We start from the raw sequence: 14858 nt of genomic DNA on the forward strand, positions 1-14858 counted from the left end.
GATTTAAATTAGCAAGTTGATTAAACTTCTTCTACGTCCACTAAATGAGACACTGTGTTAACCATACCTTTGATTGCTTCATTAGCAGGTTTAACTACTGTGCTGTTCATTTTTTTAAGACCCAACGCTTTAACAGTATCACGTTGGTTTTGAGGACGTCCGATAATACTGCGTTTTAAAGTAATTTTTAATTCAGCCATTTCATTCGTCCTCCTTAATTAGCTAAGTTTTCAACAGAGATGCCACGTAATGCAGCTACATCTTCTGCTTTTTTCAATTGAGTTAAACCTTCAACAGTTGCACGAACAACGTTGATTGGTGTGTTTGAACCTAAAGATTTAGAAGTTACATCGGCAACCCCAGCTAATTCCAAGACGGCACGAACTGGTCCACCAGCGGCAACTCCAGAACCTTCAACGGCTGGTTTCATTAAGATACGTCCGCCGCCGAATACACCAATAACTTCGTGAGGAAGTGTAGTTCCTACCATTGGTACTTCGACTAGGTTTTTCTTAGCGTCTTCGATTGCTTTACGAATTGCTTCAGGTACTTCTTGCGCTTTACCGGTACCAAAGCCTACATGACCGTTTTTGTCACCGACAACAACTAGGGCAGCAAAGCGTAGACGACGTCCACCTTTAACAACTTTAGTAACACGGTTGATCGCTACAACGCGGTCTTCTAATTCCAAATGTTTTGGATCGATATAAACCATGAATGGTGTTCCTCCTTCTCCTAAAATTCTAGTCCATTTTCGCGAGCTGCTTCAGCTAAAGCTGCTACACGGCCATGGTAAAGGTATCCACCACGGTCAAAGACTACTTTCTTAATACCTTTTTCTGATGCACGTTCTGCCACTAATTTCCCAACAGCTTGTGCTTGTTCAGTTTTTGTTCCACCTGAAATTTCTTTATCCAAGGCAGAGGCACTTGCTAGCGTCACACCCGCTACGTCATCAATTACTTGCGCGTAGATGTTTTTGTTAGAACGGAAAACGTTCAAGCGTGGGCACTCAGCAGTACCAGAAATTTTTCCGCGAACGCGCATATGGCGTTTTTGGCGTGTTTTATTCTTGTCTGGTTTTGTAATCACAATTGTCACCTCTTTAATTAAGCTGGCCTAAGCCGCGTGTCATTTTTCATAAGTCCGTGTCTTTCCAACTGTAAAATTTGTTTTTATGGTCCTAATCGGGCCTCGAAACAAATATATTATAATTGGTCTGATCGGACTTTGGTCAAAATGACTATTTACCAGTTTTACCTTCTTTACGACGTACGTATTCGCCAACATAGCGGATACCTTTGCCTTTATAAGGTTCTGGAGGACGAGTTCCGCGGATTTTCGCAGCTAATTCGCCTACTACTTCTTTGTTTGATCCTTTAACGACTACTTGAGTGTTAGCAGGAACTTCGATTGTAACGCCTTCTGGAGCTACGATCTCAACTGGATGTGAATAACCAACGTTCAATACAAGTTTTGATCCTTGTAATTGTGCACGGTACCCAACCCCGATTAATTCTAATGCTTTTTGGAACCCTTCTGAAACACCAACAACCATGTTATTGAAGTTTGCACGAGTTGTTCCGTGGATTGTTTTCATTTCTTTGCTGTCGTTTGGACGAGTAAATGTTACTTCGTTTCCTTCGATACTCATTTTGATATCAGAAGAAAAAGTACGAGTTAATTCACCTTTAGGTCCTTTAACAGTAACGTCGTTTCCGTTTTGAGTTACTTCAACTCCTGCAGGTAAAACGACTAATTTATTACCAATACGGCTCACTTAAAGACACCTCCTCATGGATTGTATGATCTTACCAAACGTAAGCTAGCACTTCGCCGCCGACGTTTTTACTTCTTGCTTCTTTGTCAGTTACTAAACCTTCAGAAGTAGAAATGATTGCGATACCTAAACCGTTTAATACTTTTGGCACTTCGTCAGCTTTGACATAAGCACGCAAGCCTGGTTTAGAAATACGTTTTAAGTTCGTGATAACACGTTCGTCATTTTTACCGTATTTAAGGAAAACACGGATCATGCCTTGTTTGTCATCTTCGATATATTCAACATCACGGACGAAACCTTCACGTTTAAGGATTTCCGCGATGTCACGTTTGATTTTTGAAGCAGGCACTTCTACTGTATCGTGCTTTACCATGTTGGCATTACGAATACGAGTTAGAAAATCTGCAATTGGATCTGTCATGACCATTGAACTATTTACCTCCTTTATGCGAGTTTATTTTACCAGCTAGCTTTCTTCACGCCGGGAATTTGACCTTTGTAGGCAAGTTCGCGGAAGCAAATACGGCAAAGATGAAATTTACGATAAACTGAATGTGGACGTCCGCAACGTTCGCAGCGAGTATACTCTTGCGTTGAATGTTTTGCAGGGCGTTTGTTTTTAGCAATCATTGATTTTTTAGCCAATTTTTTCGCCTCCTTGATTATTTTTGGAATGGCATTCCAAGTTGTGTTAATAATTCGCGAGATTCTTCGTCAGTTTTAGCAGTTGTAACAACAACGATATCCATACCGCGGACTTTATCAACTAAATCATAATCTACTTCAGGGAAGATCAATTGTTCTTTAACACCTAAAGTAAAGTTACCACGGCCGTCAAAGGATTTTTTGCTTACTCCGTGGAAGTCACGTACACGGGGAAGTGACACAGTCACTAATTTATCTAAGAATTCATACATTCTTTCTCCACGTAGTGTTACTTTCGCACCGATAGGCATTCCTTCACGTAAACGGAAACCAGCGATTGATTTTTTAGCTTTTGTGATGATTGGTTTTTGACCAGAAATCAAAGCCAATTCTTCAACAGCTTTATCAAGGTTTTTTGCGTTTGATACCGCATCACCAACACCCATGTTGATGACGATTTTCTCAACTTTAGGAACTTCCATAACTGAATTATAGTTAAATTTTTCCATCAAAGATGGTGTAATTTCACTTACAAATTTTTCTTTTAGGCGGTTCATCTATAAGATCCTCCTTCCTTGTTTAATTATTTATCTAGAGCTTCGCCGGTTTTTTTAGAAACGCGGACTTTTTTACCGTCAACCACTTTATAGCCAACGCGTGTCGCTTCTCCATTTGAAGGGTCAATCACCATAACATTAGAAGCGTGAATTGGTGCTTCTACCTCAACGATTCCGCCTTGAGGGGCTTCTTGAGAGGCTTTTTTATGTTTTTTCACGATATTGACGCCTTCGACAACGACTTTGTCTTGTTTAGGAAGGGCTTCTAATACAACGCCTTCTTTATTTCTGTCTTTACCAGAGATAACTTTTACTTTATCGCCTTTTTTAACGAACATTACTGTTGCGCACCTCCTTTGGTTGAATCTTTCGATTATAATACTTCCGGTGCCAATGAAACGATCTTCATGAAGTTGCCTTCGCGTAGTTCACGAGCGACAGGTCCGAAGATACGTGTTCCTCTTGGGCTCTTGTCATCACGAATGATAACAGCTGCATTTTCATCAAATTTGATATAAGAACCGTCAGAACGACGAGCGCCTGATTTAGTTCGAACGATAACGGCTTTAACGACGTCACCTTTTTTGACAACACCACCTGGCGTTGCTTGTTTAACCGTAGCAACAATCACATCACCGATATTTGCAGTTTTGCGACCAGATCCGCCAAGAACTTTAATAGTTAAAATTTCACGGGCGCCTGAGTTGTCCGCGATTTTTAAACGGCTTTCTGCTTGGATCACTTGTGTATCCTCCTTTCAGATTTAAAGAACATCTATATAGGAAAATCTCGTATGATTAGATAATCACTGCTTTTTCAACGATTTCAACCAGACGGAAACGTTTGGTAGCTGATAACGGACGAGTTTCCATGATTTTCACGATATCGCCAATTTTTGCTTCATTGTTTTCATCGTGAGCTTTGTATTTTTTAGAATATTTCATGCGTTTACCGTAGATTGGATGATTCTTTTGGGTTTCAACGACAACAGTGATCGTTTTGTCCATTTTGTCAGATACCACGCGTCCTTGATAAACTTTACGTTGATTTCTTTCTTCAGTCATACTGGAAATGGCCTCCTTCCACTATTTGTCAGCTTGTTCACGCAACACAGTTTTGATGCGTGCAATCGATTTACGTACTTCTTTAATACGTGCAGTGTTTTCTAATTGACCTGTTGCTAATTGGAATCTAAGATTGAACAATTCTTCTTTTAATTGTTTTTCTTGATCTAGCATTTCGGCAGTGGTTAATTCTCTGATTTCTTTAACCTTCATTCGATTCACCACCCATTTCCTCACGTTTTACGATCTTAGTTTTCATTGGTAATTTGTGAGAAGCAAGACGTAATGCTTCACGAGCAACTTCTTCAGGGACGCCGGCGATTTCAAACATGATCTTGCCGCGTTTAACTGGTGAAACCCAGCCTTCAGGAGCACCTTTACCAGATCCCATACGTACACCAATTGCTTTGGCAGTATAAGATTTGTGAGGGAAAATTTTAATCCATACTTTCCCACCACGTTTCATGTAACGAGTCATTGCAATACGGGCAGCTTCGATTTGGCGGTTAGTAATCCAATGTGAATCTACAGCTTGTAAGCCGAATTCTCCAAATGCGATTTCTTTACCACCCTTAGCTTCCCCACGCATTTTACCGCGGAATTCACGACGGTGTTTTACACGTTTAGGTACTAACATGATTATTTCCCTCCTTTCTCAGTGTTTTTCTTTGTAGGAAGAATTTCTCCACGATAAATCCACACTTTAACTCCTAGTTTTCCGTATGTTGTATCTGCTTCTTCCCATGCATAATCGATGTCGGCACGTAATGTATGAAGAGGAACTGTTCCTTCAGAGTATCCTTCTGAACGAGCGATATCCGCACCATTCAAACGACCAGATACTTGAGTTTTGATTCCTTTAGCGCCTGAACGCATTGTGCGTTGGATCGCTTGTTTTTGTGCACGACGGAAAGCAACACGGTTTTCTAATTGACGCGCGATTCCTTCTCCAACTAATTTTGCATCTAAATCTGGTTTTTTGATTTCAACGATGTTGATGTGAACTCGTTTACCAGTTAATTTATTTAATTCTTTTCTTAGGCTTTCAACTTCAGATCCGCCTTTACCGATAACCATACCAGGTTTGGCTGTGTGAATTGAAATGTTTACACGATTTGCAGCGCGTTCGATTTCAACCGTTGACACAGCGGCATCAGCAAGTTTAGTTGCGATGAACTTACGGATTCTCAAATCTTCGTGTAGAAATTCAGCATACTCTTTTTCGGCATACCATTTAGCATCCCACTCACGGATAATGCCTACACGCATTCCAATAGGATTTACTTTTTGACCCACTGATTATCCCTCCTTATTTTTCTGATACCACAACGGTAATATGACTTGTACGTTTGTTAATTGGTGAAGCTGAACCTTTTGCACGCGGACGGAAACGTTTCATTGTTGGTCCTTCGTTAACAAATGCTTCAGAAACTACCAAATTTTCAACATCTAAGTCAAAGTTGTTTTCTGCGTTAGCAACTGCTGACATCATAACTTTTTCGATGATTCCTGCAGATTTATTTGGTGTGAATTTCAAGATTGAAATTGCTTCTGCTACGCTTTTTCCTCTGATAAGATCGATTACTAAACGTGCTTTACGAGGAGAAGTGCGAACTGTTCTCGCAGTTGCCTTAGCTGATGTAATTTGTTCTGCCATGTTAATATCCTCCCCTCAAAATTAACGTTTTGTTTTCTTATCGTCGGCGGCATGTCCACGATAAGTTCTTGATGGTGCAAATTCACCTAATTTATGTCCTACCATGTCTTCTTGGATGTAAACTGGCACATGTTTGCGTCCGTCATAAACAGCAATTGTAAATCCTACAAAACTAGGGAAAATTGTTGAACGACGAGACCAAGTTTTAATAACTTTTTTCTTTTCAACACCTTGTTGCGCTTCAACCTTTTTCATCAAATGATCATCGACGAAAGGTCCTTTTTTCAAACTACGACCCATGGTGTACCTCCTCTCAAAATATGCGACACATAGTCAATGGTTTTATTTAGTCTTGCGACGACGTACGATAAGCTTGTCTGATGCAGCTTTCTTATTACGTGTTTTGTAACCCAATGCAGGTTGTCCCCAAGGAGATACTGGAGCTTTGCGTCCGACTGGAGCTTTACCTTCACCACCACCGTGTGGGTGATCGTTAGGGTTCATTACGCTACCACGTACAGTTGGACGTTTACGCATCCAACGAGAACGACCAGCTTTACCAATGTTGATCAATTCATGTTGTTCATTACCAACAGAACCGATAGTAGCACGGCAAGTAGCTAAGATCATACGAACTTCGCCAGAATTCAAACGAACTAATACGTATTTTCCTTCTTTACCAAGTACTTGAGCACTTGTACCAGCTGAACGGATCAATTGTCCGCCTTTGCCAGGTTTCATTTCAATGTTATGGATAACTGTACCAACTGGAATATTTTCCAATGGTAATGTGTTCCCAATTTTGATATCAGCATCTGATCCAGATACGACCGTCATGCCAACTTCTAAGCCTTTAGGGGCTAAAATGTAAGCTTTCACTCCGTCTGTATAATGAACTAATGCAATGTTTGCTGAGCGGTTTGGATCGTATTCGATCGTTTGTACTGTAGCAACCACGTTATCTTTATTACGTTTGAAGTCGATAACACGGTATTGACGTTTATGTCCGCCACCTTGATGACGTACAGTGATGCGACCGTTGTTGTTACGACCGGCGTTGTTTTTCAATGGTTGTAATAACGTCTTTTCAGGCGTTGAAGTAGTGATTTCAGCGAAATCAGAACTTGTCATATTACGACGACCATTTGAGGTAGGTTTGTACTTTTTAATCGCCACGTCTAGTTTCCCTCCTATTTACTAGTGATTTTCTAACGCTTATTCAGCGTCGAAAAGTTGGATTTCTTTTGATTCTTCAGATAAAGTCACAACAGCTTTGCGACGTTTTTTTGTGAAGCCTTGGTATTTACCCATACGTTTTGCTTTTGGTTTAGCATTCATAATGTTTACATTTTTAACTTTAACGTCAAAAGCAGATTCAACCGCTTGTTTCACTAAAGTTTTATTTGCGCGAGTGTCCACTTCGAAAGTATATTTCTTTTCGTCCATGTCTAACATAGATTTTTCAGTGATCACTGGGCGTTTGATTACGTCTAGTAAGTTCATTATGCAAGCACCTCCTCAATTTGAGTAAGAGCGGTTTGCGTTGCTAAGATTTTATCATTAGCGACTACATCTAATACAGTAACGTTGTTTGAAGTAGTTACAGTTACGTTTGATAAGTTACGAGCAGCAAGGCCTGCAACTTCGTTTTCTGTTTCTAAAACAACCAATACTTTTGAATCGATAGACAAGTTAGATAATACTTGTTTGAATTCTTTTGTTTTAGGAGCGTCAAAGCTTAAAGCGTCAACAGCAACTAAGTTATTTTCAGCAACTTTCTCTGACAATACAGATTTGATTGCTAAGCGACGAACTTTTTTAGGAAGTTTGTAGCTGTATGAACGTGGTGTAGGTCCGAAGACAATACCACCTCCACGCCATTGTGGTGAACGGATAGAACCTTGACGAGCACGTCCAGTTCCTTTTTGACGCCATGGTTTGCGGCCACCGCCACGAACTGCGCTACGATTTTTCACAGCGTGTGTTCCTTGTCTCAATGAAGCGCGTTGCATAACGATTGCATCGTAAACAACACTTTCATTTGGTTCGATTCCGAAGATTTCTTCATTTAAAGTGATGTCACCGTTTTTAGTTCCATCTTGTTTGAATAATGCTACAGTTGGCATTCCTTAGTTCCTCCTTTCCTATAACTAATTATTTAGCTTTCACAGCTGATTTGATAGTGATTAAAGATTTTTTAGCGCCAGGAACATTTCCTTTAACTAAGATAACGTTGCGGTCAGCGTCAACGCGAACAACTTCAAGATTTTGAATTGTCACACGGTTGCCACCCATACGGCCAGCTAAACGTTTATTTTTAAATACACGGTTTGGTGCAACAGGACCCATAGATCCAGGACGACGGTGGTAACGAGAACCGTGAGCCATTGGGCCGCGGCTTTGTCCGTAACGTTTGATAACGCCTTGGAATCCTTTACCTTTAGTCGTTCCGGTAACATCAATGATGTCTCCAGCTTGGAAAGTATCAACTTTCACTTCTTTACCTACTTCATAGTCTCCTAGCTCAACATCTTTGAATTCTCGAATGAAGCGCTTAGGAGCCGTGTTTGCTTTTGCAACATGACCTTTCGCAGGTTTGTTAGACAAAACTTCACGCATATCTTGGTAACCTAATTGAACAGCTTCGTAGCCATCGTTTTCCATTGTTTTCACTTGTAAAACAACGTTTGGAGTAGCTTCGATAACAGTAACTGGAATAAGTTCGCCAGATTCTGTGAAGATTTGAGTCATTCCCACTTTTTTCCCTAAGATTCCTTTGGTCATGATTACACCTCCATTTTCTTATTATAATTTGATTTCAATGTTCACACCTGATGGTAAGTCAAGCTTCATTAAAGCATCAACTGTTTTCGGTGTTGGGTTCACAATGTCAATCAGACGTTTGTGAGTACGCATTTCGAATTGTTCGCGTGAATCTTTGTATTTATGAGTCGCACGGATTACTGTGTAAAGACTGCGTTCAGTTGGTAATGGAATTGGACCAGACACGCTAGCTCCAGTTCTTTTTGCAGTTTCTACGATTTTATCCGCAGATTGATCTAAAATACCATGTTCATACGCTTTTAAACGGATACGAATTTTTTGTTTTGCCATCTTGTTCCCTCCTTCGCCTATTTTAAAAGTAGACATAGCTCCACGAAAATCTCCGTCACGCTCGTTCGTGGCAAAGCGTCCGGGCGTGTCGCAACCTCTCGTTTCAAAGCCGGTGGATTCTTTTTTGAACCCCCAGTGTTCATTTGCACTTCTGCAAACAGCACCTTTATGATTATATTACATGAGGTTAACGATTGCAAGGATTTTCTCAGTCTTTTTGGATTTTCTAGTACATTTTCAGAAAATGATTCAGATTTAACAATGATTAATTTTTTTCTTCTATATAATAAAGATATTTTTTAAATCCATATTGTTTTAAGTTTTTTTATCCATCATTACAAATAATTCGACAAAGAATATTTTAAATACTTGCTTTTTCTTAAATCAATTTCATCAAAAAAAGAGCCGCCAGATTCTGGCGGCTCTTTACGTCCGAGCATAAGTTTTTAAATGTAAAGCTTGATTAAGCTTTGATTGCTGTTACAACGCCTGAACCAACAGTACGTCCGCCTTCACGAATTGAGAAACGAGTTCCGTCTTCGATAGCGATTGGGTGGATTAATTCAACTTCCATAGTTACGTTATCACCAGGCATTACCATTTCAGTACCTTCTGGTAGATCAACTACACCAGTTACGTCAGTTGTACGGAAGTAGAACTGAGGACGGTAGTTAGTGAAGAATGGAGTATGACGTCCGCCTTCTTCTTTAGTTAAAACGTAAACTTCTGCAGAGAATTTTGTATGTGGAGTGATTGAAGCTGGTTTAGCCAATACTTGTCCACGTTGGATGTCTTCACGTGCAACACCACGTAATAATGCACCGATGTTATCGCCAGCTTCAGCGTAGTCTAACAATTTACGGAACATTTCAACACCTGTAACAGTTGTTTTAGCAGTATCTTCAGCGATACCAACGATTTCAACTTCGTCACCAACACGAACTTGTCCACGTTCAACACGTCCAGTTGCAACAGTACCACGACCAGTGATTGAGAATACGTCTTCGACTGGCATCATGAATGGTTTGTCAGTATCACGAACTGGTGTTGGGATATATTCGTCAACAGCAGCCATTAATTCTAAGATTTTTTCTTCGTATGAAGCGTCGCCTTCTAGGGCTTTCAAAGCTGAACCTGCGATAACTGGAGTGTCGTCGCCTGGGAAATCGTATTCTGTTAATAGATCACGAACTTCCATTTCAACTAATTCTAGTAATTCTTCATCATCAACCATATCCATTTTGTTTAAGAATACAACGATGTAAGGAACACCAACATTACGTGATAACAAGATGTGTTCACGTGTTTGAGGCATAGGGCCATCAGCAGCAGATACTACTAAGATAGCTCCGTCCATTTGAGCAGCACCAGTGATCATGTTTTTAACGTAGTCCGCGTGTCCTGGGCAGTCAACGTGAGCGTAGTGACGGTTTTCAGTTTCATACTCAACGTGTGAAGTATTGATTGTGATTCCGCGTTCGCGTTCTTCAGGAGCGCCATCGATTGAAGCGTAGTCCATTGCTTGCGCTCCACCTTGTTTAGCAAGTACAGTTGTAATTGCAGCTGTTAAAGTTGTTTTACCATGGTCAACGTGTCCGATAGTACCAATGTTAACATGGGGTTTTGAACGGTCAAATTTTTCTTTAGCCATTTAAAATGTTCCTCCTAGTAAATGAGATTAGTTTTTTTGATAGGTACGTACTGCAAAAGCAGCACGAGCCCATATCATCAGTTAATAATATTACATGAAATACCGTTAAAAATACAGTTCTTTTGGCAGAAATCAATCAAAATTCAATTGACTTTTAAGAATTAGTCAGCTTTGCCGCCATTTTTCTTAATGATTTCTTCTTGAACTGATTTTGGTACATCTTCATAGTGGTCAAAGACCATCATGAATGTTCCGCGTCCTTGAGTAGAAGAACGAAGTGTTGTTGCATAGCCAAACATTTCAGCCAATGGTACGATCGCGTTAACGATTTGTGAATTACCATGTGCTTCCATACCTTCAACACGACCACGACGTGCAGTTACGTGACCCATTACATCACCTAAGTAATCTTCTGGAACAGTAATCGTAACTTTCATCATTGGTTCAAGGATTGCTGGACTAGCTTTTTTCGCAGCCGCACGTAGCGCCATTGAAGCAGCTACACGGAAGGCTGTTTCATTTGAATCGACATCATGGTATGAACCATCATAAAGTTTTGCTTTGATATCAACTAATGGATAACCAGCTAACACACCATTTGCCATTGCGTCTTCTAATCCTTTTTCAACCGCTGGGATGTATTCACGAGGAACCACACCACCGACAATTGCGTTTTCGAATTCGAAGCCAGCACCTTCTTCGTTTGGAGTAAATTCGATCCATACGTGACCGTATTGACCTTTACCACCAGACTGACGTACAAACTTACCTTCTGCATTTGTCGCAGCACGGAAAGTTTCACGATAAGATACTTGTGGCGCACCGACGTTAGCGTCCACTTTAAATTCACGACGCATACGGTCAACTAAAACGTCCAAGTGAAGTTCACCCATACCAGCGATAACAGTTTCGCCTGTTTCAACATTTGTTTCAACACGGAATGAAGGATCTTCTTCAGCAAGTTTTTGTAAAGCCACACCCATTTTATCTTGGTCAGCTTTTGATTTAGGTTCAACCGCAACTTCGATAACTGGATCAGGGAATTCGATTGATTCTAGGATAACTGGTGCTTTTTCGTCACACAAAGTATCCCCAGTCGTTGTATCTTTCAAACCAACAGCTGCAGCGATATCGCCTGAGTAAACCGTTTCGATTTCTTTACGAGTATTCGCGTGCATTTGTAGGATACGTCCGATACGTTCGCGTTTCCCTTTTGATGCGTTCAAGACGTATGAACCAGAATTTAGAACACCTGAATACACACGGAAGAATGTTAGACGACCTACGAATGGGTCAGTCATAACTTTAAACGCTAGTGATGAGAATGGAGCTGAATCATCTGCTGGGCGTTCTGTTTCTTCGTCAGTTTTAGGGTTAAATCCTTGGATTGCTTTTACGTCAGTTGGTGCTGGAAGATAGTCGATGACTGCATCTAGCATCAATTGAACACCTTTATTTTTGAAGGCTGATCCACATAGAACTGGGAAGAAATCTACAGCTAAAGTAGCGTTACGAATACCAGCTTTCAATTCTTCTTCAGTGATTTCTTCACCTTCCAAGAATTTCATCATTAGGTCTTCATCAGTATCAGCAACAGCTTCTATTAATTTTTCGCGCCATTCTTCAGCTTGTTCTTTGTATTCATCAGGAATTTCAGTCTCTTGGATTTCAGTTCCTAAATCATTTGTGTAGATCTCAGCTTTCATTTTAACTAGATCGATGATACCAGTGAAGTCATCTTCTGCACCAATTGGTAATTGGATTGGATGAGCATTCGCTTGTAAACGATCATGTAATGTGCTTACTGAGTAAAGGAAGTCAGCACCGATTTTATCCATTTTGTTACAGAATACGATCCGTGGAACAGAGTATTCTGTTGCTTGACGCCAAACAGTTTCTGTTTGTGGTTCTACACCTGATTGTGAGTCCAATACAGTTACTGCACCGTCAAGAACACGCAATGAACGTTGCACTTCGATTGTGAAGTCCACGTGTCCTGGAGTATCGATGATATTTACGCGGTGACCCTTCCATTGGGCTGTTGTAGCGGCAGAAGTGATCGTGATTCCACGTTCTTGTTCTTGTTCCATCCAGTCCATTTGAGAAGCGCCTTCGTGGGTTTCACCAATTTTATGGATTTTACCAGTGTAATACAAGATACGCTCAGTTGCTGTAGTTTTACCTGCATCAACGTGGGCCATGATCCCGATATTACGAGTATTGTCTAGAGAAAATTCTCTTGCCATTTCTTTGTTTGCTCCTCTCTTAAATTAAATTCAGCATTGTTAAATCATTTTTCTGTCGGCCTTGACCAACTGAAAAAATCTTACCAACGATAATGAGCAAATGCACGGTTGGCTTCCGCCATTTTGTGTGTATCTTCGCGTTTTTTCACAGAAGCACCAGTGTTGTTAGCTGCATCCATAATTTCTTTTGCTAAGCGTTCTTCCATTGTATGTTCGCCACGTAAACGTGCGAAGTTTACAACCCAACGCAATCCCAAAGTAGTACGACGTTCTGGGCGTACTTCAACGGGAACTTGATAGTTAGAACCCCCAACACGGCGAGCTTTAACTTCTAATACAGGCATGATGTTTTCCATTGCTTGTTCGAAAACTTCCAACGGATCATTTCCTGTTGATTCTTTGATTGTGCTAAAAGCATTGTATACGATGTTTGAAGCAGTACCGCGTTTGCCGTCAACCATTACACGGTTGATTAAACGAGTTACTAACTTAGAGTTATACATAGGATCTGGCAAAACATCACGTTTTGCAATAATTCCTTTACGAGTCATACGTAACTCCTCCTTCCGAAAATATGTCTTATCTATTCGTTTGATTAAGCTTTAGGTTTTTTAGTACCGTATTTAGAACGGCTTTGTTTACGATCGTTAACGCCGGCAGTATCTAGCGCGCCACGAACGATATGGTAACGTACCCCTGGTAAATCTTTTACACGTCCACCACGTAATAGAACAACACTATGTTCTTGTAGGTTATGGCCGATACCTGGAATATAAGCTGTTACTTCGATTAAGTTTGACAAACGAACACGAGCATATTTACGTAATGCTGAGTTAGGTTTCTTAGGTGTCATAGTCCCCACACGTGTACAAACTCCACGTTTTTGTGGTGAGTTCACGTTTGTTTGAGCTTTCTTAAAGCTGTTATATCCTTTGTTCAATGCTGGTGAATTTGATTTTTCCACCTTTGATTTACGAGGTTTACGTACTAATTGGTTAATTGTAGGCATTCCTTGTTTCCTCCTTCCTCGATTCGCTTTCTAGTACCACACATCCTGGTGGTTCTTTTTTAGCGATAAAAAATAATGCATCCCTGCATTCTCTATCAAGTGTACTTCGACACAGTCAGCACGTCTCATGTGAGAGACCTGTTCACAAAGCACCTTTGATAGCATACCACGATTAGTTTTAGCTGTCAATAAACTATCTTAGAGTTTTTTCACGCTTTCATTAAAAATTATTTTTTATCACGAATGATCAAATAAGAAAAATCTTATTCTAACGAAAAAAATAAATAATTTATTGAAGGGTCGCTGATTAATCGACTTTTCCTTTTTGGTCTTTTCTACTTAAAAAGCTATCTTTTTTCTTTTTTTCCGATTACAATAGAAGCAACTTAATAAAAGGTGGGATATTTCAATGAATTTGAAAGAGTTAGTTGGGATCGAGGCGGCCAAGTTTGTCAAAGATGGGATGACCGTAGGATTAGGAACTGGTTCAACAGCATATTATTTAGTAAAGGAATTAGGACGTCGCGTAAATGAAGAAGGTTTAAAAATTACTGGTGTCGTAACTTCTTCAAAAACTGAAGAACAGGCAAAAGAACTAGGAATTCCTTTAAAAGCCATTGATGAAGTAGATTCCGTTGACCTTACGATCGATGGCGCCGATGAAATCAGTGCCGATTTCCAAGGAATCAAAGGCGGCGGCGCAGCTTTACTTTTTGAAAAAGTAGTAGCAACTTATTCAAAAGATTGTATTTGGATTGTCGACGAAAGCAAAATGGTCGATAAACTAGGAAAATTTCCTTTGCCAGTTGAAGTAGTCCCTTTCGGCGGACATAACCTCTTCCGTTTATTCGAAGCAAAAGGCTACCGACCAACTTGGCGTAAAACAGAAGCTGATGAATTATTGACAACCGATGGCGGTCACTACATCATCGATCTGCACTTAGAAGTGATTGAAGATCCTCGCGCTTTGGCAAAAGAATTGGACGATTATGTCGGTGTTGTTGAACACGGACTATTCATCGATATGATTTCCCGTGCGATCGTAGGTACACCGGAAGGACCAAAAATTTTAGAAGTTCCGGCAAAATAATTGAGTAAATGCCTCCTTAAAGCGTCTGATTTGACAAAAATC

General features: G+C 40.3%; 25 protein-coding genes. 1 reads left to right on the forward strand and 24 read right to left on the reverse strand.

The genetic code is table 11. The features are described from left to right. Nucleotides 1–20 precede the first annotated feature (20 nt). From rpmD to rpsL, 24 genes are all read right to left on the reverse strand, one after another. Nucleotides 21–200 (reverse strand): 50S ribosomal protein L30, encoded by a 180-nt coding sequence (gene rpmD, locus P7D84_RS06825; protein ID WP_137603761.1) that lies wholly within the window; start codon nt 198–200, stop codon nt 21–23. A gap of 14 nt (nt 201–214) precedes the next feature. Next, nucleotides 215–715 carry a 30S ribosomal protein S5 gene (gene rpsE / locus P7D84_RS06830; protein ID WP_137608901.1) on the reverse strand — a complete coding sequence of 167 codons (501 nt, stop codon included), beginning with the start codon at nt 713–715 and terminating at the stop codon, nt 215–217. 20 nt (nt 716–735) lie between these two features. Then, a complete protein-coding gene (rplR, locus tag P7D84_RS06835; RefSeq protein ID WP_137603763.1) occupies nt 736–1092 on the reverse strand; it encodes a 50S ribosomal protein L18 in 357 nt (118 codons plus the stop codon). Nucleotides 1093–1243: 151 nt separating this feature from the next. Next, a complete protein-coding gene (gene rplF, locus P7D84_RS06840; RefSeq protein WP_010782051.1) occupies nt 1244–1780 on the reverse strand; it encodes a 50S ribosomal protein L6 in 537 nt (178 codons plus the stop codon). 31 nt (nt 1781–1811) lie between these two features. Beyond that, complete coding sequence (rpsH, locus tag P7D84_RS06845) at nt 1812–2210, reverse strand: 30S ribosomal protein S8 (protein WP_137603764.1); 399 nt, start codon at nt 2208–2210, stop codon at nt 1812–1814. A gap of 32 nt (nt 2211–2242) precedes the next feature. Then, nucleotides 2243–2428, reverse strand: a complete 186-nt coding sequence (locus P7D84_RS06850; RefSeq protein ID WP_028020384.1) for a type Z 30S ribosomal protein S14 — start codon at nt 2426–2428, stop codon at nt 2243–2245. 17 nt (nt 2429–2445) lie between these two features. After that, nucleotides 2446–2985: a 50S ribosomal protein L5 gene (gene rplE, locus P7D84_RS06855; protein WP_137603765.1), complete on the reverse strand. Its 540-nt coding sequence runs from the start codon at nt 2983–2985 to the stop codon at nt 2446–2448. Between the two features lie 26 nt (nt 2986–3011). Then, nucleotides 3012–3323: a 50S ribosomal protein L24 gene (gene rplX, locus P7D84_RS06860; protein WP_067621751.1), complete on the reverse strand. Its 312-nt coding sequence runs from the start codon at nt 3321–3323 to the stop codon at nt 3012–3014. Nucleotides 3324–3358: 35 nt separating this feature from the next. Beyond that, nucleotides 3359–3727 carry a 50S ribosomal protein L14 gene (gene rplN, locus P7D84_RS06865; protein ID WP_137603766.1) on the reverse strand — a complete coding sequence of 123 codons (369 nt, stop codon included), beginning with the start codon at nt 3725–3727 and terminating at the stop codon, nt 3359–3361. A gap of 55 nt (nt 3728–3782) precedes the next feature. After that, nucleotides 3783–4049, reverse strand: a complete 267-nt coding sequence (rpsQ, locus tag P7D84_RS06870) for a 30S ribosomal protein S17 (RefSeq protein ID WP_010782055.1) — start codon at nt 4047–4049, stop codon at nt 3783–3785. 21 nt (nt 4050–4070) lie between these two features. After that, nucleotides 4071–4262 (reverse strand): 50S ribosomal protein L29, encoded by a 192-nt coding sequence (gene rpmC, locus P7D84_RS06875; protein ID WP_010747210.1) that lies wholly within the window; start codon nt 4260–4262, stop codon nt 4071–4073. Then, on the reverse strand, nt 4252–4686 hold the full coding sequence (rplP, locus tag P7D84_RS06880; RefSeq protein ID WP_137603767.1) for a 50S ribosomal protein L16: 435 nt from the start codon (nt 4684–4686) through the stop codon (nt 4252–4254). Before rplP ends, rpmC begins: the two co-directional genes overlap by 11 nt. 2 nt (nt 4687–4688) lie before the next feature. Continuing rightward, entirely contained in the window at nt 4689–5345 is a 657-nt protein-coding gene (rpsC, locus tag P7D84_RS06885; RefSeq protein WP_010747212.1) for a 30S ribosomal protein S3, read from the reverse strand. 13 nt (nt 5346–5358) lie between these two features. Continuing rightward, nucleotides 5359–5706 (reverse strand): 50S ribosomal protein L22, encoded by a 348-nt coding sequence (gene rplV / locus P7D84_RS06890; protein ID WP_137603768.1) that lies wholly within the window; start codon nt 5704–5706, stop codon nt 5359–5361. 21 nt (nt 5707–5727) lie between these two features. Next, on the reverse strand, nt 5728–6006 hold the full coding sequence (rpsS, locus tag P7D84_RS06895; RefSeq protein WP_071857885.1) for a 30S ribosomal protein S19: 279 nt from the start codon (nt 6004–6006) through the stop codon (nt 5728–5730). 42 nt (nt 6007–6048) lie between these two features. Continuing rightward, nucleotides 6049–6882: a 50S ribosomal protein L2 gene (gene rplB, locus P7D84_RS06900; RefSeq protein ID WP_137603769.1), complete on the reverse strand. Its 834-nt coding sequence runs from the start codon at nt 6880–6882 to the stop codon at nt 6049–6051. A 39-nt stretch (nt 6883–6921) separates the two neighbouring features. Next, nucleotides 6922–7209, reverse strand: coding sequence for a 50S ribosomal protein L23 (gene rplW, locus P7D84_RS06905; protein ID WP_311805693.1), 288 nt, complete (start codon nt 7207–7209; stop codon nt 6922–6924). Further along, nucleotides 7209–7832 carry a 50S ribosomal protein L4 gene (gene rplD, locus P7D84_RS06910; protein ID WP_311805696.1) on the reverse strand — a complete coding sequence of 208 codons (624 nt, stop codon included), beginning with the start codon at nt 7830–7832 and terminating at the stop codon, nt 7209–7211. Before rplD ends, rplW begins: the two co-directional genes overlap by 1 nt. Nucleotides 7833–7860: 28 nt before the next feature. Beyond that, the gene (gene rplC, locus P7D84_RS06915; protein ID WP_137603772.1) at nt 7861–8490 is read right to left on the reverse strand and encodes a 50S ribosomal protein L3; all 630 of its coding nucleotides are present in this window, start codon (nt 8488–8490) and stop codon (nt 7861–7863) included. Nucleotides 8491–8511: 21 nt separating this feature from the next. Beyond that, nucleotides 8512–8820 (reverse strand): 30S ribosomal protein S10, encoded by a 309-nt coding sequence (gene rpsJ / locus P7D84_RS06920; RefSeq protein ID WP_010756438.1) that lies wholly within the window; start codon nt 8818–8820, stop codon nt 8512–8514. A gap of 463 nt (nt 8821–9283) precedes the next feature. Next, nucleotides 9284–10471: an elongation factor Tu gene (gene tuf, locus P7D84_RS06925; protein WP_137603773.1), complete on the reverse strand. Its 1188-nt coding sequence runs from the start codon at nt 10469–10471 to the stop codon at nt 9284–9286. A gap of 161 nt (nt 10472–10632) precedes the next feature. After that, nucleotides 10633–12717 carry an elongation factor G gene (gene fusA / locus P7D84_RS06930; protein ID WP_137603774.1) on the reverse strand — a complete coding sequence of 695 codons (2085 nt, stop codon included), beginning with the start codon at nt 12715–12717 and terminating at the stop codon, nt 10633–10635. A gap of 80 nt (nt 12718–12797) precedes the next feature. After that, nucleotides 12798–13268 carry a 30S ribosomal protein S7 gene (gene rpsG, locus P7D84_RS06935; protein WP_137603775.1) on the reverse strand — a complete coding sequence of 157 codons (471 nt, stop codon included), beginning with the start codon at nt 13266–13268 and terminating at the stop codon, nt 12798–12800. Nucleotides 13269–13312: 44 nt separating this feature from the next. Further along, the gene (gene rpsL / locus P7D84_RS06940) at nt 13313–13726 is read right to left on the reverse strand and encodes a 30S ribosomal protein S12 (RefSeq protein WP_010742744.1); all 414 of its coding nucleotides are present in this window, start codon (nt 13724–13726) and stop codon (nt 13313–13315) included. 409 nt (nt 13727–14135) lie between these two features. On the opposite strand from rpsL, the gene rpiA reads away from it, so the two are divergent. After that, nucleotides 14136–14816, forward strand: coding sequence for a ribose-5-phosphate isomerase RpiA (gene rpiA / locus P7D84_RS06945; RefSeq protein ID WP_137603776.1), 681 nt, complete (start codon nt 14136–14138; stop codon nt 14814–14816). The last annotated feature ends 42 nt before the right edge of the window (nt 14817–14858 follow it).

The sequence above is a fragment of the Enterococcus dongliensis genome (assembly GCF_031927985.1).
Taxonomy (GTDB): Bacteria; Bacillota; Bacilli; order Lactobacillales; family Enterococcaceae; genus Enterococcus_A; species Enterococcus_A dongliensis.

Excerpts from the sequence above, each read along its gene's own strand:
- rpmD (WP_137603761.1), bottom strand. The coding sequence starts at position 200 with ATGGCTGAATTAAAAATTACTTTAAAACGCAGTATTATCGGACGTCCT.
- rpsE (WP_137608901.1), bottom strand. The coding sequence starts at position 715 with ATGGTTTATATCGATCCAAAACATTTGGAATTAGAAGACCGCGTTGTA.
- rpsH (WP_137603764.1), bottom strand. The coding sequence starts at position 2,210 with ATGGTCATGACAGATCCAATTGCAGATTTTCTAACTCGTATTCGTAAT.
- rplE (WP_137603765.1), bottom strand. The coding sequence starts at position 2,985 with ATGAACCGCCTAAAAGAAAAATTTGTAAGTGAAATTACACCATCTTTG.
- rplX (WP_067621751.1), bottom strand. The coding sequence starts at position 3,323 with ATGTTCGTTAAAAAAGGCGATAAAGTAAAAGTTATCTCTGGTAAAGAC.
- rpsQ (WP_010782055.1), bottom strand. The coding sequence starts at position 4,049 with ATGACTGAAGAAAGAAATCAACGTAAAGTTTATCAAGGACGCGTGGTA.
- rpmC (WP_010747210.1), bottom strand. The coding sequence starts at position 4,262 with ATGAAGGTTAAAGAAATCAGAGAATTAACCACTGCCGAAATGCTAGAT.
- rplP (WP_137603767.1), bottom strand. The coding sequence starts at position 4,686 with ATGTTAGTACCTAAACGTGTAAAACACCGTCGTGAATTCCGCGGTAAA.
- rplV (WP_137603768.1), bottom strand. The coding sequence starts at position 5,706 with ATGGCAGAACAAATTACATCAGCTAAGGCAACTGCGAGAACAGTTCGC.
- rpsS (WP_071857885.1), bottom strand. The coding sequence starts at position 6,006 with ATGGGTCGTAGTTTGAAAAAAGGACCTTTCGTCGATGATCATTTGATG.
- rplW (WP_311805693.1), bottom strand. The coding sequence starts at position 7,209 with ATGAACTTACTAGACGTAATCAAACGCCCAGTGATCACTGAAAAATCT.
- rplD (WP_311805696.1), bottom strand. The coding sequence starts at position 7,832 with ATGCCAACTGTAGCATTATTCAAACAAGATGGAACTAAAAACGGTGAC.
- rplC (WP_137603772.1), bottom strand. The coding sequence starts at position 8,490 with ATGACCAAAGGAATCTTAGGGAAAAAAGTGGGAATGACTCAAATCTTC.
- rpsJ (WP_010756438.1), bottom strand. The coding sequence starts at position 8,820 with ATGGCAAAACAAAAAATTCGTATCCGTTTAAAAGCGTATGAACATGGT.
- tuf (WP_137603773.1), bottom strand. The coding sequence starts at position 10,471 with ATGGCTAAAGAAAAATTTGACCGTTCAAAACCCCATGTTAACATTGGT.
- fusA (WP_137603774.1), bottom strand. The coding sequence starts at position 12,717 with ATGGCAAGAGAATTTTCTCTAGACAATACTCGTAATATCGGGATCATG.
- rpsG (WP_137603775.1), bottom strand. The coding sequence starts at position 13,268 with ATGACTCGTAAAGGAATTATTGCAAAACGTGATGTTTTGCCAGATCCT.
- rpsL (WP_010742744.1), bottom strand. The coding sequence starts at position 13,726 with ATGCCTACAATTAACCAATTAGTACGTAAACCTCGTAAATCAAAGGTG.
- rpiA (WP_137603776.1), top strand. The coding sequence starts at position 14,136 with ATGAATTTGAAAGAGTTAGTTGGGATCGAGGCGGCCAAGTTTGTCAAA.